At 36.4% G+C, this 21,639-nt stretch carries 25 protein-coding genes and 2 rRNA genes (1 of these 27 running past the window's edge); 1 reads left to right on the top strand and 26 read right to left on the bottom strand.

Annotation, left to right across the window (positions count from 1 at the left end):
- Window positions 1–103: 103 nt before the first annotated feature.
- The 15 genes from ACU8YW_RS00295 to metG all read right to left on the bottom strand — a co-directional run bounded on the left by ACU8YW_RS00295 (window position 104) and on the right by metG (window position 12,906).
- Window positions 104–328: an anti-sigma-F factor Fin family protein gene (locus ACU8YW_RS00295; RefSeq protein WP_000399441.1), complete on the bottom strand. Its 225-nt coding sequence runs from the start codon at window positions 326–328 to the stop codon at window positions 104–106.
- A gap of 70 nt (window positions 329–398) precedes the next feature.
- Window positions 399–959 (bottom strand): aminoacyl-tRNA hydrolase, encoded by a 561-nt coding sequence (pth, locus tag ACU8YW_RS00290; protein WP_080377450.1) that lies wholly within the window; start codon window positions 957–959, stop codon window positions 399–401.
- A 72-nt stretch (window positions 960–1,031) separates the two neighbouring features.
- Window positions 1,032–1,985: a ribose-phosphate diphosphokinase gene (locus ACU8YW_RS00285; RefSeq protein WP_000107420.1), complete on the bottom strand. Its 954-nt coding sequence runs from the start codon at window positions 1,983–1,985 to the stop codon at window positions 1,032–1,034.
- 18 nt (window positions 1,986–2,003) lie between these two features.
- The gene (glmU, locus tag ACU8YW_RS00280; protein WP_000071045.1) at window positions 2,004–3,383 is read right to left on the bottom strand and encodes a bifunctional UDP-N-acetylglucosamine diphosphorylase/glucosamine-1-phosphate N-acetyltransferase GlmU; all 1,380 of its coding nucleotides are present in this window, start codon (window positions 3,381–3,383) and stop codon (window positions 2,004–2,006) included.
- Window positions 3,384–3,705: 322 nt separating this feature from the next.
- Window positions 3,706–3,999, bottom strand: coding sequence for a septation regulator SpoVG (gene spoVG / locus ACU8YW_RS00275; RefSeq protein ID WP_000454042.1), 294 nt, complete (start codon window positions 3,997–3,999; stop codon window positions 3,706–3,708).
- A 152-nt stretch (window positions 4,000–4,151) separates the two neighbouring features.
- The gene (locus ACU8YW_RS00270; protein WP_000869826.1) at window positions 4,152–4,526 is read right to left on the bottom strand and encodes a RidA family protein; all 375 of its coding nucleotides are present in this window, start codon (window positions 4,524–4,526) and stop codon (window positions 4,152–4,154) included.
- 124 nt (window positions 4,527–4,650) lie between these two features.
- Window positions 4,651–5,499, bottom strand: a complete 849-nt coding sequence (gene purR / locus ACU8YW_RS00265; RefSeq protein ID WP_000702481.1) for a pur operon repressor — start codon at window positions 5,497–5,499, stop codon at window positions 4,651–4,653.
- Window positions 5,500–5,553: 54 nt separating this feature from the next.
- Window positions 5,554–6,423 (bottom strand): 4-(cytidine 5'-diphospho)-2-C-methyl-D-erythritol kinase, encoded by an 870-nt coding sequence (gene ispE / locus ACU8YW_RS00260; protein WP_137013689.1) that lies wholly within the window; start codon window positions 6,421–6,423, stop codon window positions 5,554–5,556.
- 196 nt (window positions 6,424–6,619) lie between these two features.
- Window positions 6,620–6,799: an acid-soluble spore protein SspF gene (sspF, locus tag ACU8YW_RS00255; protein ID WP_001985066.1), complete on the bottom strand. Its 180-nt coding sequence runs from the start codon at window positions 6,797–6,799 to the stop codon at window positions 6,620–6,622.
- 91 nt (window positions 6,800–6,890) lie between these two features.
- Complete coding sequence (gene veg, locus ACU8YW_RS00250; RefSeq protein WP_000044349.1) at window positions 6,891–7,151, bottom strand: biofilm formation stimulator Veg; 261 nt, start codon at window positions 7,149–7,151, stop codon at window positions 6,891–6,893.
- A gap of 238 nt (window positions 7,152–7,389) precedes the next feature.
- Complete coding sequence (gene yabG, locus ACU8YW_RS00245) at window positions 7,390–8,253, bottom strand: sporulation peptidase YabG (RefSeq protein WP_001173738.1); 864 nt, start codon at window positions 8,251–8,253, stop codon at window positions 7,390–7,392.
- Between the two features lie 110 nt (window positions 8,254–8,363).
- Entirely contained in the window at window positions 8,364–9,242 is an 879-nt protein-coding gene (rsmA, locus tag ACU8YW_RS00240; protein WP_000651555.1) for a 16S rRNA (adenine(1518)-N(6)/adenine(1519)-N(6))-dimethyltransferase RsmA, read from the bottom strand.
- A complete protein-coding gene (gene rnmV, locus ACU8YW_RS00235; protein WP_000692830.1) occupies window positions 9,239–9,796 on the bottom strand; it encodes a ribonuclease M5 in 558 nt (185 codons plus the stop codon). The genes rsmA and rnmV overlap by 4 nt, the downstream gene beginning before the upstream one ends.
- Window positions 9,797–9,990: 194 nt before the next feature.
- Window positions 9,991–10,758, bottom strand: coding sequence for a TatD family hydrolase (locus ACU8YW_RS00230; protein ID WP_000895836.1), 768 nt, complete (start codon window positions 10,756–10,758; stop codon window positions 9,991–9,993).
- Between the two features lie 165 nt (window positions 10,759–10,923).
- Entirely contained in the window at window positions 10,924–12,906 is a 1,983-nt protein-coding gene (gene metG / locus ACU8YW_RS00225) for a methionine--tRNA ligase (protein WP_048542191.1), read from the bottom strand.
- Window positions 12,907–13,426: 520 nt separating this feature from the next.
- Between metG and abrB the strand changes: the two genes are divergently transcribed.
- Window positions 13,427–13,711, top strand: a complete 285-nt coding sequence (abrB, locus tag ACU8YW_RS00220; protein WP_000843039.1) for a transition state genes transcriptional regulator AbrB — start codon at window positions 13,427–13,429, stop codon at window positions 13,709–13,711.
- A 20-nt stretch (window positions 13,712–13,731) separates the two neighbouring features.
- Here abrB and rsmI read toward each other — a convergent pair whose 3' ends face one another.
- From rsmI to ACU8YW_RS00165, 11 genes are all read right to left on the bottom strand, one after another.
- The gene (gene rsmI, locus ACU8YW_RS00215) at window positions 13,732–14,607 is read right to left on the bottom strand and encodes a 16S rRNA (cytidine(1402)-2'-O)-methyltransferase (RefSeq protein WP_000267812.1); all 876 of its coding nucleotides are present in this window, start codon (window positions 14,605–14,607) and stop codon (window positions 13,732–13,734) included.
- Window positions 14,576–14,866 carry a GIY-YIG nuclease family protein gene (locus ACU8YW_RS00210; RefSeq protein ID WP_000414343.1) on the bottom strand — a complete coding sequence of 97 codons (291 nt, stop codon included), beginning with the start codon at window positions 14,864–14,866 and terminating at the stop codon, window positions 14,576–14,578. The genes rsmI and ACU8YW_RS00210 overlap by 32 nt, the downstream gene beginning before the upstream one ends.
- A complete protein-coding gene (locus ACU8YW_RS00205) occupies window positions 14,853–15,593 on the bottom strand; it encodes a tRNA1(Val) (adenine(37)-N6)-methyltransferase (RefSeq protein ID WP_060486369.1) in 741 nt (246 codons plus the stop codon). The genes ACU8YW_RS00210 and ACU8YW_RS00205 overlap by 14 nt, the downstream gene beginning before the upstream one ends.
- A 121-nt stretch (window positions 15,594–15,714) precedes the next feature.
- Window positions 15,715–16,068: a DNA replication initiation control protein YabA gene (gene yabA, locus ACU8YW_RS00200; RefSeq protein WP_000412057.1), complete on the bottom strand. Its 354-nt coding sequence runs from the start codon at window positions 16,066–16,068 to the stop codon at window positions 15,715–15,717.
- 14 nt (window positions 16,069–16,082) lie between these two features.
- Window positions 16,083–16,910 carry a PSP1 domain-containing protein gene (locus tag ACU8YW_RS00195; RefSeq protein ID WP_000272429.1) on the bottom strand — a complete coding sequence of 276 codons (828 nt, stop codon included), beginning with the start codon at window positions 16,908–16,910 and terminating at the stop codon, window positions 16,083–16,085.
- A 5-nt stretch (window positions 16,911–16,915) separates the two neighbouring features.
- Complete coding sequence (gene holB / locus ACU8YW_RS00190; protein WP_088061451.1) at window positions 16,916–17,899, bottom strand: DNA polymerase III subunit delta'; 984 nt, start codon at window positions 17,897–17,899, stop codon at window positions 16,916–16,918.
- Between the two features lie 35 nt (window positions 17,900–17,934).
- On the bottom strand, window positions 17,935–18,561 hold the full coding sequence (tmk, locus tag ACU8YW_RS00185; protein WP_000677225.1) for a dTMP kinase: 627 nt from the start codon (window positions 18,559–18,561) through the stop codon (window positions 17,935–17,937).
- A gap of 1 nt (window position 18,562) precedes the next feature.
- Window positions 18,563–19,984 carry an aminotransferase class I/II-fold pyridoxal phosphate-dependent enzyme gene (locus ACU8YW_RS00180; protein ID WP_097891841.1) on the bottom strand — a complete coding sequence of 474 codons (1,422 nt, stop codon included), beginning with the start codon at window positions 19,982–19,984 and terminating at the stop codon, window positions 18,563–18,565.
- 72 nt (window positions 19,985–20,056) lie between these two features.
- Entirely contained in the window at window positions 20,057–20,236 is a 180-nt protein-coding gene (locus ACU8YW_RS00175) for a sigma factor G inhibitor Gin (protein WP_000647291.1), read from the bottom strand.
- Between the two features lie 190 nt (window positions 20,237–20,426).
- A 5S ribosomal RNA gene (gene rrf / locus ACU8YW_RS00170) occupies window positions 20,427–20,542 on the bottom strand.
- A gap of 48 nt (window positions 20,543–20,590) precedes the next feature.
- Window positions 20,591–21,639, bottom strand: a 23S ribosomal RNA gene (locus ACU8YW_RS00165) (it continues 1,873 nt past the right edge of the window).

Below are 21,639 nucleotides of genomic sequence, written 5' to 3'. Positions count from 1 at the left end.
TCAAAACCCCTCTCAACATAAAGAGCAAGCCACTATATTTTATGCAAATATTTTGGAAAAAGAAAACAGAAAAATGCTTTGGACATGCCAAAGCGACAACATTTTATTGCAGAAATTTTTCATATTCATAATACTCAGGATAAGATGCGAGCGTTTCTTGACACGATTCACAAATCGTTTTTATATATATATTTCCATTCTCATGAAAATGAATCATCTCTACTACTTCTTGCTCTGTTAGTTGAAATAAAACGTCGCTATACACTTTTTCTGCAGTAACGGAGCCTACATTACTCCCGCAATGTCTGCAATAATAATACCCTTCCATACTAGCCTCCTAAAAATCCAATTACTACTAGTATGGGTAAAAACAAGACAAAATATTCCCAATCATACCCTTAACTATTGAAGGTATTCATGATTTGAAGAAAAGGTTTATTTAACCATTCTTCACATGCATCCGCTGCTTTTTCAATAGAATGACTCACATCAGGAATTTCTTCCGATGTAAAACGTCCTAATACGTAATCTACTACCTTCATGCCATTTTTCGGACGATCAATTCCCATGCGGATACGTTGAAACTCTTGTGTTCCTAAATGTGAAATTGTTGATTTCACACCATTATGTCCACCAGCACTACCTTTCATACGAAGGCGTAATTTACCTACAGGGATGTCTAAATCATCGTACAGAACAACGAAGTCCTCAACATCAATTTTATAGTAATCCATGAGTGGTCGAATACTTTCCCCAGATAAATTCATATATGTAAGTGGCTTTAATAAGATTACTTTTTCTCCATTAACAAATCCTGCACCAAATACTCCTTTAAATTTTTGTTCATTCAAAGAAATATTCCAACGCTTTGCAAGTTCATCAATCGCCATAAATCCAATATTATGCCTTGTTAATTCATATTCTCTACCTGGGTTCCCAAGTCCTACTATCAATTTCATTCTTGTACCACTACTTTCTTTTTTCGATACGAAAAGACGTAACCAATCTTGGTTACGTCTCATTCTATCCAATTAATTGAATAATACACTTACAGATTCTTCTTCGTATACACGAATGATTGCTTCTCCGATTAGTGGAGCAACTGAAAGTTCATGTACTTTGTCGATTTTCTTCTCTTCTGGTAATACGATAGAGTTCGTTACAACTAACTCTTTAATATTTGAGTTTTGGATACGCTCAATTGCTGGACCAGATAATACTGGGTGTGTACAGCAAGCATATACTTCAGAAGCACCGTTCTCAACAAGAGCGTTTGCTGCTAATGTAATTGTACCAGCTGTATCAATGATGTCATCAATTAAAATTGCTGTTTTACCTTCAATATTACCGATAATGTTCATTACCTCTGATACGTTCGGACGAGGACGACGCTTATCAATAATAGCGATTGGTGCTTTTAGGCGATCTGCCATTTTTCTAGCACGAGTTACCCCACCGTGGTCTGGTGACACGATTACGATATCTTTAAGACCTTTTGTTTCAAAGTAATCTGAAAGAATCGGTACACCCATTAAGTGGTCGATTGGGATATCAAAGAACCCTTGAATTTGTGGAGCATGTAAATCTAGAGTGATTACACGAGTTGCACCTGCTGTTTCAAGCAAGTTTGCTACAAGTTTCGATGTAATTGGTTCACGAGAACGCGCTTTACGGTCTTGACGCGCATAACCATAGTAAGGAATAACAATATTAATTGTTTTTGCAGATGCACGTTTTAATGCATCGATCATAATAAGTAATTCCATGATATGTTCGTTTACTGGGAAGCTTGTAGATTGAATAATGAATACATCGCAACCACGGATACTTTCTTCAATGTTAATTTGAACTTCTCCATCACTAAAACGATCAACAGAACATTTTCCTAGTCCTACTCCAATGTGCTTTGCAATTTGCTCAGCAAGTTCCTTATTAGAGTTTAAAGAGAATACTTTCAAATTAGAATTTAGATATTGAGTCGACATCTAGATTAACCCTCCACATTATGATTTTTTCTTATTCAGCAATTGATCAACATAGTCTTCTTTGTTAACTTGACGTGCACGTGCTACAGATAATGCTTTTGATGGAACATTCTCTGTAATTGTAGAGCCTGCTGCCACATAAGCACCATCTTCAACTGTTACAGGAGCGACAAGGTTTGAATTACATCCAATAAATACCCCGTTACCAATCACAGTTTTGAATTTATTCTTACCGTCATAGTTCACCGTAATTGAACCACAACCAAGATTCACGTCTTCTCCAACTTGTGCATCCCCGATATAACTTAAGTGTGAAGCTTTACTTCTATTACCAAAAACAGTTTTTTTGATTTCCACGAAGTTTCCAACGCGTACTTCATCTCCAATAACTGAATCTGGGCGAATATGTGCAAATGGACCAACCGATACTTCTGTACCAAGTTTACTATCATGTACAGTAGATTGTCGAATTGTCGTACGATCTCCAATTTCACTATCGCGAATTACTGTGTGCGGTCCAATTTCACAATCAGAACCAATTACAGTATTCCCCTCAATAATTGTTCCTGGATGAAGAACTGTATCACTACCGATAATTGCATCAGCAGAAATATACGTGTTACTTGGATCAATAATTGTAACACCATTTACCATGTTTTTACGGTTGATACGGTTTTTCATAATAATTTCCGCTTGCGATAGAGCGACTCTGTCGTTAACACCTAACGTTTCATCGAAGTGCTCTGTTTGATAAGCCGATACGATATGACCTTCATTTTTTAAAATCTCAATAACATCTGGCAGGTAATATTCACCTTGTACGTTATCATTTGAAACTTTAGAAAGTGAGGCGAATAAAGCTTTATTATCAAAACAATACGTACCTGTATTGATTTCTTTAATAGCTAATTCTTTCTCATTTGCATCCTTATGCTCAACAATCTTTTCAACATGACCATTCTCATTACGAACGATACGACCATATCCAGCAGGTTCTTCTATGTAAGCTGTTAGCACCGTTGCCATTGCCCCTGCTTCTTTATGTTGCTGAAGCAATGCTTCCATCGTTTCAGCAGTTATTAGCGGCGTATCACCACAAATAACTAAAGTTGTTCCTTCTTCATTTGCAAGTACACTTGCAGCTTGATCTACAGCATGTGCTGTACCAAGTTGTTCTGCTTGTAATGCAAACTCACTTACGTTTCCTAGCTGTTCTTGTACCATTTCAGCACCATGTCCTACGACTGTTACAAGTTTCTGCAATCCTAATTGCGTTACTTGATCGACAACATGTTGTACCATAGGTTTTCCACATACAGGATGAAGCACTTTGTATAGCTTAGACTTCATACGTGTGCCTTTGCCTGCAGCTAGAATCACTGCAAATCTGTTTGACATATAGACCCTCCATCGCAACCTATTTATCCATTAACGATATTATCCTAAATCATCATATATTTCAAGAAACACATTTTAACTATTAAATTTTACCATAATTCTTATACGATGTTTTACTCTTTAGTATCTTTTTTAAGAAATAAGCTATACTATTTAAAATGATTTTGAAAAAATTAGAAGTTTTCCTCTTCACTTTAATAAATTCAGAATTTTCCGTGCAAAATAGATAAAACCACACAAAAAAACAAACTCCTGTAAATGCTTACAGGAGTTTGTTGCAAAATTATAGGGATTTCTTTAAAAAGCCCTTTTCATTCGAATTTTACGAAGCACCCGCTTCTTCAAACTCAACCTCTTCTAACTCGCCTAAACGATGATACTCTGTTAAAACCGCATCTTGAATTTTAGAGCGTGTGTTAGAATTAATTGGATGTGCAATGTCACGGAATTCTCCATCTGGAGTACGTTTACTTGGCATTGCTACAAATAATCCATTATTACCATCAATTACACGAATATCATGAACAACAAATTCATGGTCTAGAGTAATAGAGGCAATTGCTCTCATGCGGCCTTCTGTGTTTACGCGGCGTAATCTTACGTCAGTCACTTCCATCTTGTGTTCACCACCCTTTTCTAAATAAGCGATATATTTGTATAAATTCCACAAAATTTCTATTTTCCCTTTAATTTTTTAAAAATTTTTAAGATAAAAATTTTTAATGTAATTGAATATAGAGATTAGTGGAGGTTATCGCTTACAAAAGATTACTTAACTAGGGCAATTACTTCGATTTCAATTGAAACATCTTTCGGTAATTTTGCTACTTGTACACAAGAACGAGCTGGCTTATGGGTAGAGAAATAAGAGCCATATACTTCATTAACAGCATTAAAATCATCCATATCTTTTAAGAATACTGTTGTTTTTACTACTGTATCAAATGAAGCACCTGCTTCTTCTAATACCGCTTGTAAATTTTGAAATACTTGCTCTGTTTGTACTGTCACGTCTCCTGCTACAAGCTCTCCACTTGCAGTTAACGGAATTTGTCCTGAACTGTAAAACATATTATTTACAATAATCCCTTGTGAATATGGTCCAATTGCTTGTGGTGCATTGCTTGTTTGAACAACTTTCATATTTTTCCACCCTTTTATTATTTATTTTTACTCTTTAAAAATAGTGCACGAAAAGCAGTTTGTCCATCTATTTTATAATTTATAAATAGAATAAAAAAAAGATAAAGCGATCTGCTTTACCTTTTTACTCAGCCTCTACAAGCCCTTCATCAAATGGTGCCAGTGAATAATTTCCCTTTTCCACTTGAATCGCTTTTTCTTTCACATCAACTTCTGATAGACGAATTAATGATACAAAATTATTAATTAGTCGTTCTTCAATATCCGTGGATTCTACTAATACACCAATACCAACAACATTAGCCTTAAACTCTTCTAACATACTCATCATACCTTGAATTGTCCCGCCAGCTTTCATGAAGTCATCAATAATTAAAACATTTGATCCCTCTGGAAGGCTACGCTTTGCTAACGTCATTGTTTGAATTCGCTTAGAAGAACCTGATACATAGTTAATACTAACAGTTGGGCCTTCTGTTACCTTATTATCTTTCCTTGCAATTACTACCGGTACATCTAAGTAATTTGCCACCGCATAAGCAAGTGGAATCCCCTTCGTTGCCACCGTCATAACCGCATCAATTGGTTGCCTAGCAAAAACAGAAGCAAACAAACGACCTGCGCCATTAATATGGCGAGGATTACTTAAAAGATCTGTCATATATAAGTAACCACCAGGCAAAATACGATCTGGATTTTCAAATAAGCTACAAAGCTCACCAATAATTAGATCTGCCTCTTCCTCACTTATATATGGTATATATTTCACTCCTCCTGCTGCTCCTGGTACCGTTTGCAATGTGCCGACCCCTTGTTGTTCAAACGTTTGCTTAATAATAACTAAATCTTCACTAATGGAAGACTTAGCTGATTGATACCTTTCAGCAAAAAAAGTGAGAGAAACTAGCTGACGAGGGTTTTGTAACAAGTAATACGTCATATCGACTAATCTTGTACTTCGTCTAATTTTCATACTCTCACCTCAAATCACGAATATTCTAAACAAATCATAACGTATTATACGTCTTTATTCAAGCGTTTCTCGCTCTCCTAATAAACGTACTGCGTATACTTGTTCACAAAATCCTTTTAATCCGTTATATATACGATGCATTCGCGAATCATGGTGCACAAGACCAAATACGGTTGGGCCACTTCCACTCATTAATACGGCATCCGCCCCAAATCGCTTCATCTGTGCCTTAATACGTGCAACTTCAGGATGCATCGCAAACGTTACATCTTCTAAAACATTACCAACAGTATCACAAATCCCTTTGTAGTCCCCAGCATTTATGACGTTAACCATTTTCTCTACATTTGGATGTGTAACTCGATTTAACTTTAAATTTCCATACACATCAGCAGTAGATACACCAATATGGGGTTTTGCTAAAATAACCCAACAAGAAGGTGGAGTTTTTATGTGCTCAATTTGCTCTCCTCTTCCAGTGGCAATTGCTGTCCCACCATATACACAAAACGATACATCTGATCCGATTTTTGCGCCAAGCTCTGCTAACTGATCAATTGTAAGCCCTAAATTCCATAATTTATTAAGGCCACGTAATGTCGCTGCTGCATCACTACTTCCACCTGCTAATCCAGCTGCTACTGGAATCGTTTTTTCAATAGTAATAGATACGCCTTTTTTCACATTAAACTTCTCTTTTAATAATTTCGCTGCTTGATAAGCTAAGTTTCTTTGGTCGTCTGGGACATACCGATTATGGGATAAAATTTCAATACGGTCTTCTGCTAATTCCATTAGTTCTAAACGATCCGCTAAATCAATTGTTGTCATAATCATTTTCACTTCATGATATCCGTCTTGTCTTTTTCCCAGTACATCTAACGACAGATTAATCTTTGCTGGTGCTTTCACTAGTAGCTTCAATCTATTCACCCACTCTATGTACTCAATCTTTTATCGTTTATTTTACCATAAATTTATAGTAAGACGATGACACTTCCCTAATTATAACGAAAAGCATTCAGAATGAAACTACTTATGTAAAATGATGGCACCTTTTCGAGTACAAAAAGCCGAGGAATCACTCCTCGGCTACCGTAGCATAGAAAGTATCTTACAACTACTGGTTTTGTTTCATTAATTGCTGTTCTGCAATTTCTATAGCACGTTTCACCATGTTACCAGCATCTTTCGCACGAATTCCGCCCCATCCTTCTTTCTGAACAACATCATAAAAGCCTAGCTCTTTTGCAAGCTCTTCTTTAAATTGATTTGACATGACACCTCTTCGTCTACTCAATGCAGAGTCCCTCCTTATTTTGCTACGGTATAATTAGTATGCAAAATAATATAGCTTTTCATTTGTGGGAATATATGTAACGATACATGAATTATAAAATCACTTCATTATGAGGTTCACCATAAAACGTTAGCTCTACTGTCTCTGTTAAAACATCCGCATAGCTATATGATACACGTTGCAACGCATCTTCTTGCTGATCCAATTGTACAACAAAAACAGAACGGTACGTTTCTGCAAGTACACCTGATTGTTCTACTGTTTTTCTTCTCCCACTATTCGCCTTTAACATCAGTCTCTGTCCAAGATGGTGATCTAATTCGCTTTTAATTTCATCTAAACGTTTTGACATATACTTCGTTACACCTCGCTGTAATTTAGATTGAACACTTAAAACACGATATATCTATCCCAATTATTAACCGCAACTCACAGACAATATCATTATAAAAGCATCATGCGTTCAAATAGATAGAAGAAATACTATATTGTAAAAGTATCATTATGTAGTCTGCGCGTTCTTGTCTCTTTTTATCCAAGCTGATTTAAATCCTTCCCATACAAAAAAGCAAGATACATATGTACCTTGCTTATTCTTCATAATGTTGAAAGGGTAATCCAGTTCGTAAAATCCCCCTCGTCTCAATCCCGCCAAGTCCCTTTTCGCCGGTAATCGTATTACGTACAACATCCCATACATTTACTCTTTCCATAAATGACGTAAAACTAATTTTACCAACCACATATACAGGATCTAGTGCGTGAATATTAATTCTAGATGGTGAACTAGCAAAGTTAGCACCCGCTCGAATTAATGCTTCAAAGTGTGATTGGCATGCCCCAGCAAAAATAACGAGTTGATCCAATGATGGATATTTTTTTCTCACTTCTCGAACAGCCTGTACAAAATGCCTTGAATGCCTATATGCTGCTAAATCTCCCTTTACCCCTTTTGATTTTGTATATGCATCGTGCCCCGTAATAACTAAAATGTCTGGACGAAAATGATCTATTAAATCTACTACCTTTTCATGCATCTCTGTTTCTTTACAATGAATACCTTGTACAGGAACACCAATTTTATTATATAAGTCTAAGCACTTGCGCAAATATAACGGGTCCCCATCTATATGCAATACACGTCCTGGCATTTGAAAATAATTCACCTCACTTGTATATCCACCCGTTGAAGTGTGTTCATGCCTTTGTTTCATTAATACATAATCTTGTTGAAACAAACGATACGTACGCTCCATCGTTTCTTTCTCACGCTTCGCTCTTTTTTTATGCTCTCGTTGATCTATACTAATTAAATCTTCAAGTGGCGCATCTGCCACCAGTCTAATTTCCTCTCCAAATAATATAGCTATCTCGCCTTTTATTTCTATAATACGAAAAAGGATATCCCTATTATGAGAATATCGTTCCACTAATTCTCCAACATGTAAAGCCATTCTCCTACCTCCAAACTCGTTAGGCCATCTTACCTGTTTTTAAAGTATGAATGTAGGAGAGGAAAGGTGACAAAAGGGACAGTTCAAGTTGAACTGTCCCTTTTCTATTCTTATGACAATTTATGAAGAACTAATGCATTACTTAATGTTGCAAACTCCTCGATAGATAGCGTTTCGCCTCTTCGTTTTGGATCAATTCCCACTTCTGTTAAAATTCGATCCAACAGCTCTTTATCTTTCGGGAAACCATTTAAATTATTTGATAAATTATTCATTAAAGTTTTACGACGCTGTGCAAAACTTGCTCGTACTACTTCAAAGAAGAATGTCTCATCTGTTACTTCTACAACTGGTTTCGGGCGCTTTAGGAGACGAATAATCGCAGAATCAACATTTGGTTGTGGCACAAACACTGTACGTGGTACAGTCATAACTGTTTCCACCTCTGTATAATACTGAATAGCAATGGATAAAGAACCATACTCTTTCGTTCCAGGTTTAGCAGCTAAACGATCTCCAACTTCTTTTTGCATCATAACAACAAATCCACGAACCGGTAATTTCTCTTCCAACAATTTAAATAAAATTGGCGTTGTAATATAGTACGGTAAGTTCGCTACTACCATTACATCTTGCCCTTCCTCAAATTGCTCACTAAACACCTCATGTACATCTGCCTTTAGTACGTCTTTATTTATAACTGTAACGTTGCTATATGGAGCTAACGTCTCATCTAAAATCGGTAATAACCTCTGATCAATTTCAAAAGCTACTACTTTTTTAGCACGCTTCGCTAATTGTTCTGTTAACGCACCGATACCTGGTCCAATTTCAATTGCACCACTTTCTGAACCAATTTCAGCGTGATCGACAATACGATTTAATACATTCGTATCAATTAAAAAATTTTGTCCTAAACTTTTTTTGAATGAAAATCCATACTTTTCAACAATGTCTTTCGTACGATTTGGCGTTGCGATATCCTTCATTTTCTTTCCTCCTGTATGACTTGCTTATAAGCTTCTGCAAAAGATTCTTTTGAAACTTGAAACATTTGTAAACGTTTATGTAACTGTTTTGCGTTTGTATAACCAATCTTTAATAGCTTACCCATTCTTTCTCTGCGACTCTTTGCCATTTCTCCGCCCACTAAGCCTGCATCGACTAAATCGCTCCAACTAATTTCACTTGTGTAAGCTTCCATTTCTTCATGTATATTCTCTAAAGCACGGCGAATTGATTCATTAGAAGCATGTTCAATCCCGACACCCTTTTTCCTTTTGGCAAGTGCTTCTTCCTTCGGTAAAAAAGCATGTTTACATCCAGGCACCTTATCAGAAATAATTTTTCGAATACGCTCTCCAGGATAATCCGGATCTGTGAAAATAATAACGCCCCGTTTTTGCAGCGCTAATTTAACTTGCTCAATAACATGATCACCGATTGCTGAACCGTTCGTTTCAATTGTATCCGCATCAACAGCACGCTTAATCGCAACTGTATCATCTTTACCTTCTACAACGATAATCTCTTTAATTTTCATGCTTGCCTCCACACTCGTTTCGTCTCTACTTAGTAAAACAAAAAAATGACGACTTTTCCATTATTATTTTCCCCATTCTTACATTTTAAAAAATAGAATGTCCAAAACTTTGTTCTCTCTCCTTATTGTAACACTTCCTCATTCGCCCTTATTTTTTCACAAAAATAAAAAAGAATGGGTTCTCCCACTCCTTTTTATTCAACACCAAATAAAGCTTTTGCATTTTTTGTTGTTATTTCTGCTACTTCCTCATAAGAAATTCCTTTTAAATTCGCAATTTCTTCTGCTACGAGTTTTACATAACTCGGTTCATTTCGTTTTCCTCGAAATGGATGTGGTGTTAAATATGGACAATCTGTCTCTATTAACAATTTCTCTAATGGAATCTCCACAGCAACTTCTTTCGGCTTCTTAGCATTTTTAAATGTAACTGGTCCGCCTAATGAAATTAAAAAGTTCATATCAACACATCGCTCTGCTACTTCTACGCTGCCGCTAAAGCAATGCATAATGCCTCCCACTTCAGCTGCATTCTCCTCTTCTAGAATATCAACAATATCTTGAGTTGCATCGCGGTTATGTATAATAATCGGCAATTTCACTTTTTTGGCTAATGCAATTTGTTTACGGAATACTTCCTTCTGTATTTCTTTTGGAGATTTATCCCAATGATAATCTAATCCCATCTCTCCAAGTGCAACGACTTTAGGATGAGAAGCAAGTTCTTCTAACCAAGCTAGATGTTCTTCTGTCATGTCAATTGCATCAACTGGATGCCATCCAACCGCAGCGTAAATAAAATCATAAGTTTCAGCTAATTCAATCGCCTTTTTTATCGTTACTTCATCAAAACCAACAACAACTGTATAGGTAACTCCCGCTTCTTTCATTCGTGCAATAACCTCTTGCAAATCTTCTTCAAATTGCTCTGCATTCAAATGTGAATGTGTATCAAACAACATAATACATAACTCCTTTTATATTGAAATCAAGTTTATTCTAAAAAATAAGCTCTTTAATAAATTAACGATAACAATACTATAATTTTAATGCAAAAATAGAGAGTGTAAAAAGAAAAAAGACGCTTCACACATGTTACACGTGAAACATCTCTTTTCTTGTCTTAATTACTTGATTTTTGTACCATTTGGTAGATTTTGGTCGATTGATGCTAATGACAATACGCCATTCTCTTCACCCGCTAAAATCATACCTTGTGATAATTCACCGCGTAATTTTACAGGTTTTAAGTTTGTTACACAAATAACCTTTTTACCTTTTAGGTCTTCCGGCGAATAGAATTTTGCAATTCCTGAAACAACTTGACGCTTTTCTGTACCTAAATCCAGCTGAATTTTTAACAACTTATCTGCTTTTTTCACAGGTTCAGCTGATAGTACTTCAGCTACGCGTAATTCTACTTTAAAGAAATCATCAATTGTAATTTCTTCTGCTTTCGGTTCTTCTTCTTTTTTCTCTTCTACTTTAGGAGCAGAGCTTTTCATTTGTTCTTTAATGTACCCTACTTCTACTTCCATTTCTAAACGCGGGAAAATCGGGTTTCCTTTTTCTACTTTTGTTCCAGCTGGAATACAGCCAATTGTAGATAGGCTTTCCCAAGATTTATGTGCCTCTTCAGTAAGTCCAAGCTGAGCAAACATCTTACTTGGTGCTACTGTTAGGAACGGCATAAGCATAATACCTGTTTGACGAAGCACCTCTGCTAAGTGAGCCATTACAGAAGCTAATTTTTCACGATCATTCTCATCTTTCGCTAATACCCACGGTTGTGTTTCATCAATATATTTATTTGCACGGCTAACCAATTGCCAAATTGAGCTTAGCGCTACAGAGAATTCCATATTCTCCATTGCCTCTTCTACTTTTTTCAATGTATCTTTTGCAAACGTTACTAACGTTTCATCGAATTCCGTTACATTTTCTTTAAATGCAGGGATTTCTCCGTTAAAGTACTTATCAATCATAGCTACTGTACGATTTAATAAGTTACCTAAGTCATTTGCTAAATCGAAATTAATGCGCTCCACAAATCCTTCTGGTGTGAATACGCCATCAGATCCGAATGGAACTTCACGAAGTAAGTAATAACGTAATGCATCTAATCCGTAACGATCGATTAAAGTAACTGGATCTACTACGTTTCCTTTTGACTTACTCATCTTTCCATCCTTCATTAAAATCCAACCATGAGCAAAGATTTTTTTCGGAAGAGGTAAATCTAATGCCATTAAAATGATTGGCCAATAAATTGTATGGAAACGAACGATTTCTTTTCCAACTAAATGTACATCAGCTGGCCAGAATTTCTTATACATCTCTTCATTTTCTGTTCCATAACCTAATGCTGTAATGTAGTTAGATAATGCGTCAACCCATACGTAAATAACGTGTTTCGGGTTACCTGGAACACGAACTCCCCAGTCAAATGAAGTACGAGAAACAGCTAAATCTTCTAGGCCTGGTTTAATGAAGTTATTAATCATCTCATTCTTACGAGACTCAGGCTGAATGAAATGTGGATTATCTTCATAGAATTTTAATAGTCTGTCGACATATTTACCCATTCTAAAGAAATACGATTCTTCACGAACAAGTTCTACATCATGACCACTATCTGGGCTTTTTCCTCCAACTACTTTTTCACCTTCCATAATTGGATCTACTAATTGATGCTCTGTATAGAATGTCTCATCTTGTACAGAATACCAACCTTCATATTCATCAAGATAAATATCACCTTGATCTACTAGTTGCTTGAAGATTTTTTCAACAACATCTTTATGACGATCTTCAGTTGTACGAATAAAATCATCATAAGATATATCCATTTTCTCCCAAAGTTCTTTAATTCCTGCAACAATGTTATCCACATATGCTTGTGGTGTAACATTTAATTCTTCTGCTTTCTTTTGGATCTTCTGTCCATGCTCATCAGTTCCTGTTAAATAATGAACATTGTATCCTTGCATACGCTTATATCGTGCCATCGCATCTCCTGCTACTGTTGTATAAGCATGTCCAATGTGTAATTTTCCACTTGGATAATAAATTGGGGTAGTAATATAAAAGGACTTATTTTCCTCTGTCATTGTTTTGGACCTCCCGGATAACCTCATATGTATTTATAAATAGTATATCAAAAACTTATATATAAAGTGAAACTTTAATCTGTGTGGGGGTGTTCACTCCTGCGGATTATTAGCCCGCACCAATCAGGCTTTTACGAGCAATCCGACTCCAACTTAACTTCTTTGCTCCACCCAAATTTTAAATTTAGAATCTTACTGCTTGGCAAATAGTGGGATAAAAATGAGTTAATACTTAATATCTTTATCATCTATTGCTCATATTTCAAGAAAATATACAGTCCTTACTTACAATCTATAAATTTTTCTGAAAATAAAGTTAAATAATAGTAGAAATTACTCTCATTCTATTATATATAAGAAGTAAGAAATCTATAAATCTTTTTAAAAAATATAGAATTAAAGAATTGACGGAAATGTAAATGATTGGTATCATATGTCCATAGGGTATTTTGTCGAAAAATGACGAATCTAGAAAATAGACTCGAAACTTATAAACTATTTCTTTAGGAGGAAAAGAATTATGAAATCTACTGGTATCGTTCGTAAAGTTGATGAATTAGGTCGTGTAGTAATTCCAATCGAATTACGCCGTACTTTAGGTATTGCAGAAAAGGATGCTCTTGAAATCTACGTTGATGACGAGAAAATCATCTTAAAAAAATATAAGCCAAACATGACTTGCCAAGTAACTGGTGAAGTATCTGATGGTAACCTATCTCTAGCTGAAGGTAAAATTATCTTAAGCAAAGAAGGCGCTGAGCGAATCTTAAACGAACTTCAAGATTATATCGAAACAGCAAAATAAGCTTCTCAATTATGAGAAGCTTATTTTTTATCGACATGATAGATTTGATATACATCGCGTTTCGACAAATCTCGATCTTTAGCGACTGTTTTTATTGCCTCTTTTGAATTCATACCTTTTTCGTTTATATAATGTTCAATATGATCATATACAGAAATAGATTCCCACCATTGTTCTTCTGGGGTAGGTTCTTCCGTTGAACCAGCTACTAAAATACAAAACTCGCCACGAACTTCATTTTGTTTCGTCCACTCAATTGCTTCCTCAACTGTTCCACGAATAAATTCCTCAAATTTTTTCGTTAACTCTCGACATAATACAATTTCTCTATTTCCCAACACTTCTTGCATCGAGATTAAAGTATCATCTAAACGATGGGGCGCTTCATAAAACATCATTGTAGTTTGTACATAACGAAGCTTCTCTAACTCCATTTTTCTTTCTTTTTTATTTCTTTGTAAAAATCCATAGAAATAAAATTGTTTTGTTTCAAGACCTGATGCAATTAATGCTGTAAGGGCTGCATTTGCCCCAGGAAGCGGGATTACATGATACTGTTCTGCTACAGCCTCTACAACAATATCGTAACCTGGATCGGAAATACAAGGCATACCAGCATCACTAACAAGTGCTACAGTCTTTCCTTCGTCTAACTTCCCTAATATTTTCTTACCACTTACTTCCTTATTATGCTCATGGTAACTCATAACGGGGGTTTCAATTTCGAAATAATTACAAAGTTTTTTCGTTTGTCTCGTATCTTCAGCAGCAATTAAATCAGCTTCTTTTAAAATTCGGATTGCACGAAATGTCATATCTTCTAAATTTCCAATAGGAGTTGGTACTAAATATAAAACTCCCTTTTCATTTTGTTGAAAGCTTTTTTGTTGCCACATAGCGTTCTCCTTTTTGCATATATTCTTCTTTTTGTTTTCTATTTAACTGCTTAAAATAATACTCTGCTTGCATAGCTGTACGCTTATCTTCATGAAATTCTATGTATTTTAAAACAACAGGAAGTCTAGCACGCGTATACCTAGCCCCTTTTCCACTATTATGGGTCTGGATCCGCTTCTCTATATGATTTGTATATCCTGCATAATAACTTCCGTCAGAGCACTCTACTACATAAAAACAATGCTTATTCTTCTCCATATAAAATTGAACGAATCTCCTTTGTATATTCATTATTTTCTTCATATACAAAAAGGGGTGGCAATATTTTCAAATCTGCGTTTCCATCCTTAATCCCTTCAATTAACAATGTATTCGCTTCTTTCCCTGCCTTAGGATAAACAAATCGTACACGCTTTGGTTCAATTTTGTATTTACGCATTAATGTAACAATATCTAGCAAACGACCTGGACGATGTACAAATGCTACTTTCCCGCCTTGCTTTACTAATTGACTACTTGCAGATACAACATCCTCTAATGTACACATAATTTCATGACGAGCTATCGCTAAATGTTCATTCATATTTTTCTCAGAAGTTGCAGGTGTTTGAAAATAAGGGGGATTACATGTAACTACATCATATTGATGACGTCCAAGTTTCTCCGGCATATCTTTCAAATCCCCATGTATTAAGTGAATTCTTTCTTCTAACTTATTGTATTGAACGCTTCTGATTCCCATATCATATAAACGTTCTTGAATTTCTACACCTGTAATGTTTCCCTTTGTTCTTGTACTTAATAAAAGGGGGACAACTGCGTTACCTGTACACAGATCAAGTACATTACCTTTTTGAATCGGCACCCAAGCAAAGTCTGCAAGTAAAACAGCATCTAACGAGAAATTGAATACTGATGGGCTTTGTACAATCTTCATATCTTGCGCTAATAAGTAATCTAAACGTTCATCTTCATATAAATTCATATGTTACTCCTTTTCTTACACTTAACCTACCCTATTTCTTCTTCTACTAATAAAAAAAAATATTTCATTCTACTCTCATGTATAAAAAATTACCTTTCCAATTATCATTGGAAAGGTAATTTCACTTTTTATTTAAAAATGACAGGCAGAATAAACAATCTCCCTCTTTACGTACACTTCCATAATGCAGATTACAAATATGAAAACCTTCTTGATATAGCCTTGCTAAATTATCGTAGCCTTCGCCAATATCAGTTGTCTTCGGCTTCACTTCTTTACGTTTTTGAGTTTTTTGTTTTTCCTTAATCTGCACTTCTTCAAAGCGGTGTCGCAAATTTTCATTTTCCATTTTTATATGTTGGTTCTCTTCCAACAACTCTGCAAGATGTTGTTTTAATTCTCCCAACTGTTTGTATAAATGTCCAATTTGCTCTTCCATACTAGAAACCGATGCAAAAATATCTTTTTTCTCCACAAGCACCCACCTCATTAATCTGTGGTTTGACTCGAAACGACCCCTTTATTCACTAACTCATCTAACGTATATTCTACTATCCGTTCCTTGTCTACTAGTTCCACTTGAATTAATCTTTCTAAAATATTTAATCCGATAACACGGCCAGTACCATGCGGGGTTTGTATACGTTGATCTAAATCAGGAAGTTGTTCCTTTGCTGCCTCATATTCATCATTCTCATATTTTAAGCAACACATTAAGCGACCACATAAACCAGAGATTTTTGCAGGATTTAATGATAAATTTTGATCCTTTGCCATCTTAATGGATACAGGTTCAAAATCTCCTAAAAAAGTAGAACAACAAAGCATACGACCACATGGACCAATACCACCAAGCATCTTCGCTTCATCACGAACACCAATTTGTCTTAGTTCAATTCTTGTCCTAAAAATTGCCGCTAAGTCCTTCACTAGTTCGCGGAAATCAATCCGACCATCCGCAGTAAAGTAGAAAATAATCTTATTGCGATCGAACGTATACTCTACATCTACAAGTTTCATATCAAGATTATGCTCTACTACCTTTTGCTGACAAACTTGATATGCTTCTTTCGCAGCATGTTTGTTCTCTTCAACAATGGTACGATCATTTTCATTTGCAATACGAATAACCTTTTTTAGCGGTAATACAACGTCGTTTTCATCAACTTGCTTTTTGGTAATAACTACTTTTCCGTACTCAATACCTCTTACTGTTTCTACAATTACAAACTCATTTTCAGAGATATCGAACTGATTCGGATCGAAGTAATACACCTTTCCGGCCTTCTTAAAGCGAACACCTACTACATCATACAAAACGGTCATCCCTCCTGCAACCGCAACACTAACTGTTCGAACACAAGCTGCGCATTTACATTAGCGTTGATTCTATTTTTTGCCTCTAATATATTAAAGAGAGCTGATACAATGCGCTTCTGAGCATAGGAGAAAGATTCAAACATCTCTTTCTGCTCATGAAAAACAAGACGATCTTCTTCTCCAAGTTGAACATATAATAAATCCTTATAAATAAGGAGCAACATATCTAAACCTTGCTGTAATTGTTCTTTCTCTCTAAAGTGTTTCCCCCATTTTTCTTGTACAAAAAAAATAGAGGCTTTATCCTTTTCGAGCGCTTCACATAATTTTATCACTAAAGCTCGTGCTTGTGCAAACCATTCATCACTACATAAAGCTAAAGCTTCATCAAAACTATTCGTGAGTTGCGCAGCAAGTGTCGATAAAGATGCCGTAATACCTTCATCCTGTAATCTTCTAATTAAAGATTCCGTAGGTAACGGTCTAAATGTAACAACTTGACAGCGAGATAAAATCGTATTTAAAATTTGATGACTTTGTTCAGTAAGTAAAATAGCTGTTGTATCACTACTTGGTTCTTCTAAAAATTTTAAAAGTGTATTCGCTGCATTTGCTGTCATACGATCTGCGTGCTCAATAATATATACTTTTTTATTTGCTTCTAATCCTGTTTTTGAAAACTCTTCTTGTAAATCATGAATTTGCTGCTTCTTAATAGATAATCCGTCTGGTTTTACAATATGTAAGTTAGGGTGGTTACCTGAATCAATTCGCTTACAATTTGTACATATGTGACAAGGCTCTACCCCATTCCGCCCAGAACAGAGGAAACTCTTTGCCATTTGAATTGCCGTTGCAAACTTTCCAGTCCCTTTCCCTCCCTCTAACAAGTAAGCGTGGGATATACGCTCTTTTGCAATGCTATTCATCAACATTTTTACACCGATGGGTTGTATAGCAGAAAGCTGCTCCCACGTCTTCGTCATAATGCATACCTCACTTATTTCATTCTTTCCTTCTATTATAACAATTTATCTTCTATAATCTGAACAACTTCTTCTATAAGTTTTTCCATTGGTTGATCAGCATTTACCAATACAATACGATCTGAGAAACGTTCTACAACTTGTAAATATCCTTCACGGACACGTTTATGGAAAGAGATATCTTCCATATCTAATCGATTCACTTCACGTCCTGCATCTTTTTCAATGCGAGCTAAACCAATCTCTGGTTCAATGTCTAGGTAAATCGTTAAACTAGGCATACAGTCCTCTGTTGCGAAACGATTTATTTCAAATACTTTATCCATACCTAATCCTCTTGCATATCCTTGATACGCTAAAGAGCTATCTATAAAACGATCACATAATACAAGGTAGTCCTCGTTAAGTGCCGGCATAACCTTTTCCACCAAATGTTGTCTACGCGCAGCAGCATACAGAAGCGCCTCTGTACGGGCCTCCATCATCGTATATTCTTGTTTATGTAAAATTGTTCTAATATCCTCTGAAATTGCAATGCCACCTGGTTCTCTCGTCGCCATTACCTTTTGTTCTTTTTGTTCAAAGTATGGCAATAAACTTTTAATTAACGTTGTTTTACCCGAACCTTCTGGACCTTCAATTGTTACAAATAATCCCTTCATTCTAAAACCTACTTTCTATATCATACACTTTCATATATTTCGTGTTACCTTGAAAACGAGCGCCTGATTGCTCTAAATACATAATTTGCTCTTTATGTTCTGAAGTAATTCTTTCTCCATACATAATCAATGGAATTCCAGGTGGGTACGGAATTACCATTTCTGCCGCTATCATCCCAACTGCTTCTTCTACAGATACTACTTTTGTTTCATATCCTTCCAGTTGTTTATATGTATACGGTAAAGGAGAAAATTCTCCTTTATAAGTATAACGAATAGATTCCTTCTTGTCTTTCACCTCATAATATTGCAATGCCTCTCGGATCATCTCTATAGCCTTCATATACTCCTTATTTACTTGCAAGGGCAAAATAAATAGGACATTATATGGATCCGCCATTTCTGTATATATACCGACCTTTTCAAATACAGACTGTAATTCGTATCCTGATAACTGACAACGTGTCTGTACAGTAACCTTTAACTCGTCTTGTAATGGATATTGTAAAATAGCTATTTGTGGAATAGAACACAATTCGTCTTTAAATCCCCGTAAAAACTCGACAATTTCATCATGTCCCTTTTCTTTTATACGTGCTATTGTAAAGCGTGCAATATCAAGAGAAGTCATAATTGGATACGATGGACTACTAGATTGTAGCATACTTAAATAGGTAGAAACTTTTTCTTCTTTCACTAAGCGACTATTTATATGTAAATAGGACCCCATTGTCATCGCGGGTAATGTTTTATGTGCAGAATGAACTACAATATCTGCACCATATGCTAATGCTGACTTTGGAAATGCTCCCCCTAAACAAAAATGGGCTCCATGTGCTTCATCTACTAAAACAGGGATTTTATGTGCATGTGCATAAGCGATGCTTGCCTCTAGATCCATCCCCATACCATAATAATTAGGATGCGTTAAAATGAGTGCTTTAGCATTTGGATATTTTTCAATTGCTTCCTTAATAATTTCATCATGAATTCCCACTGGTACATTATAAGCTTCATCAATCCATGGATCTAAAAAAATTGGATTTGCGCCCGCTAATTTTAAACCATTAATAATTGATTTATGACAATTTCTTTGTACAAGAACAATATCATGTTCTCCACAACAAGACAAAATCATTGCTAGGTTCCCTACCGTTGAACCATTAATTAAAAAATAACTTTTGTTCACTCCATATACATCAGCTAATAACTGTTGTGCCTCATCTATACATTCAAACGGACTATGTAAATCATCTAACCCTGACAACTCAGTTACATCGATAGATAGTATATCTTTAAACTCCCCTACAGCTTCCTGAGGGAAGTTTAAACCATTTTTATGACCTGGAACATGAAAGGATAACGGCTCTCTTTCTTTAAACCCTGTTAATGCCTCATATAAAGGTATGCGATTTTGATTCATTTATATCTCTTCCTTATTAGTTCATTCTTCCTCTATTATACAGAACAAAAAAAATAATAGGCATATGCCTATTTAAAAATATGATACTTCTAATTTCCGAAGCTGTTTTAAATAATATATATACTTCGGATCATTTGTCTCCGTATTCACCATATCCTTTTCACATTCATAACATATTAAATTATTATAAACATATATCCCTTCTTTTCTTTCTGTCTCACAAACAATACAAACTTCATTTTGTGCTTTCATAACCTTCCCTCCCTATTTAAATGGACATATTTTATACTTCTATTCCTTAACAATTTACAGAAAAATATACATCCATCTCTTATATAATATGATTAACCCTTGGGCAACGTGTTTGTATTACCATTACTTCTTTTTTCGTACTGTTTGAAAACAGAAAAAAACACAAGTCAAAAGACTTGTGTTTTTAGTTGCTTGGCGACGTCCTACTCTCACAGGGACAAGGTCCCAACTACCATCGGCGCTAGAGAGCTTAACTTCCGTGTTCGGTATGGGAACGGGTGTGACCTCTCTGCCATCATCACCAAACTATGAAGGCATATTCCTTCAAAACTAGATAACATTGCTACATATTATATGGTTAAGTCCTCGATCTATTAGTATTCGTCAGCTCCACATGTCACCATGCTTCCACCTCGAACCTATCAACCTGATCATCTTTCAGGGATCTTACTAGCTTACGCTATGGGAAATCTCATCTTGAGGGGGGCTTCATGCTTAGATGCTTTCAGCACTTATCCCTTCCGCACATAGCTACCCAGCTATGCCCTTGGCAGAACAACTGGTACACCAGCGGTGCGTCCATCCCGGTCCTCTCGTACTAAGGACAGCTCCTCTCAAATTTCCTACGCCCACGACGGATAGGGACCGAACTGTCTCACGACGTTCTGAACCCAGCTCGCGTACCGCTTTAATGGGCGAACAGCCCAACCCTTGGGACCGACTACAGCCCCAGGATGCGATGAGCCGACATCGAGGTGCCAAACCTCCCCGTCGATGTGGACTCTTGGGGGAGATAAGCCTGTTATCCCCGGGGTAGCTTTTATCCGTTGAGCGATGGCCCTTCCATGCGGAACCACCGGATCACTAAGCCCGACTTTCGTCCCTGCTCGACTTGTAGGTCTCGCAGTCAAGCTCCCTTATGCCTTTGCACTCTACGAATGATTTCCAACCATTCTGAGGGAACCTTTGGGCGCCTCCGTTACACTTTAGGAGGCGACCGCCCCAGTCAAACTGCCCACCTGACACTGTCTCCCGGGTCGATAAGACCCGTAGGTTAGAATTTCAATACAGTCAGGGCGGTATCCCACCAGCGCCTCCACCGAAGCTAGCGCTCCGGTTTCAATGGCTCCCGCCTATCCTGTACAAACTGTACCAAAATTCAATATCAGGCTACAGTAAAGCTCCACGGGGTCTTTCCGTCCTGTCGCGGGTAACCTGCATCTTCACAGGTACTATAATTTCACCGAGTCTCTGGTTGAGACAGTGCCCAAATCGTTACACCTTTCGTGCGGGTCGGAACTTACCCGACAAGGAATTTCGCTACCTTAGGACCGTTATAGTTACGGCCGCCGTTTACTGGGGCTTCAGTTCAGAGCTTCGCTTACGCTAACCCCTCTCCTTAA

Source organism: Bacillus pretiosus, assembly GCF_052947655.1.
This window is presented reverse-complemented; position numbering and strand designations above follow the sequence as displayed.

Coding starts and splice junctions, on each gene's coding strand:
- ACU8YW_RS00295 (WP_000399441.1), bottom strand. CDS start 328: ATGGAAGGGTATTATTATTGCAGACATTGCGGGAGTAATGTAGGCTCC.
- pth (WP_080377450.1), bottom strand. CDS start 959: ATGAAATTGATAGTAGGACTTGGGAACCCAGGTAGAGAATATGAATTA.
- ACU8YW_RS00285 (WP_000107420.1), bottom strand. CDS start 1,985: ATGTCGACTCAATATCTAAATTCTAATTTGAAAGTATTCTCTTTAAAC.
- glmU (WP_000071045.1), bottom strand. CDS start 3,383: ATGTCAAACAGATTTGCAGTGATTCTAGCTGCAGGCAAAGGCACACGT.
- spoVG (WP_000454042.1), bottom strand. CDS start 3,999: ATGGAAGTGACTGACGTAAGATTACGCCGCGTAAACACAGAAGGCCGC.
- ACU8YW_RS00270 (WP_000869826.1), bottom strand. CDS start 4,526: ATGAAAGTTGTTCAAACAAGCAATGCACCACAAGCAATTGGACCATAT.
- purR (WP_000702481.1), bottom strand. CDS start 5,499: ATGAAAATTAGACGAAGTACAAGATTAGTCGATATGACGTATTACTTG.
- veg (WP_000044349.1), bottom strand. CDS start 7,151: ATGTCAAAACGTTTAGATGAAATTAAAAGCGAATTAGATCACCATCTT.
- yabG (WP_001173738.1), bottom strand. CDS start 8,253: ATGGCTTTACATGTTGGAGAATTAGTGGAACGATATTCTCATAATAGG.
- rsmA (WP_000651555.1), bottom strand. CDS start 9,242: ATGAAGGATATCGCAACGCCAAATCGTACGAAAGACATTGTTGAAAAG.
- rnmV (WP_000692830.1), bottom strand. CDS start 9,796: ATGAAAATTAAAGAGATTATCGTTGTAGAAGGTAAAGATGATACAGTT.
- ACU8YW_RS00230 (WP_000895836.1), bottom strand. CDS start 10,758: ATGTTGTTTGATACACATTCACATTTGAATGCAGAGCAATTTGAAGAA.
- metG (WP_048542191.1), bottom strand. CDS start 12,906: ATGACAGAGGAAAATAAGTCCTTTTATATTACTACCCCAATTTATTAT.
- abrB (WP_000843039.1), top strand. CDS start 13,427: ATGAAATCTACTGGTATCGTTCGTAAAGTTGATGAATTAGGTCGTGTA.
- rsmI (WP_000267812.1), bottom strand. CDS start 14,607: ATGTGGCAACAAAAAAGCTTTCAACAAAATGAAAAGGGAGTTTTATAT.
- ACU8YW_RS00210 (WP_000414343.1), bottom strand. CDS start 14,866: ATGGAGAAGAATAAGCATTGTTTTTATGTAGTAGAGTGCTCTGACGGA.
- ACU8YW_RS00205 (WP_060486369.1), bottom strand. CDS start 15,593: ATGAATTTATATGAAGATGAACGTTTAGATTACTTATTAGCGCAAGAT.
- holB (WP_088061451.1), bottom strand. CDS start 17,899: ATGACGAAGACGTGGGAGCAGCTTTCTGCTATACAACCCATCGGTGTA.
- tmk (WP_000677225.1), bottom strand. CDS start 18,561: ATGAAGGGATTATTTGTAACAATTGAAGGTCCAGAAGGTTCGGGTAAA.
- ACU8YW_RS00180 (WP_097891841.1), bottom strand. CDS start 19,984: ATGAATCAAAATCGCATACCTTTATATGAGGCATTAACAGGGTTTAAA.
- ACU8YW_RS00175 (WP_000647291.1), bottom strand. CDS start 20,236: ATGAAAGCACAAAATGAAGTTTGTATTGTTTGTGAGACAGAAAGAAAA.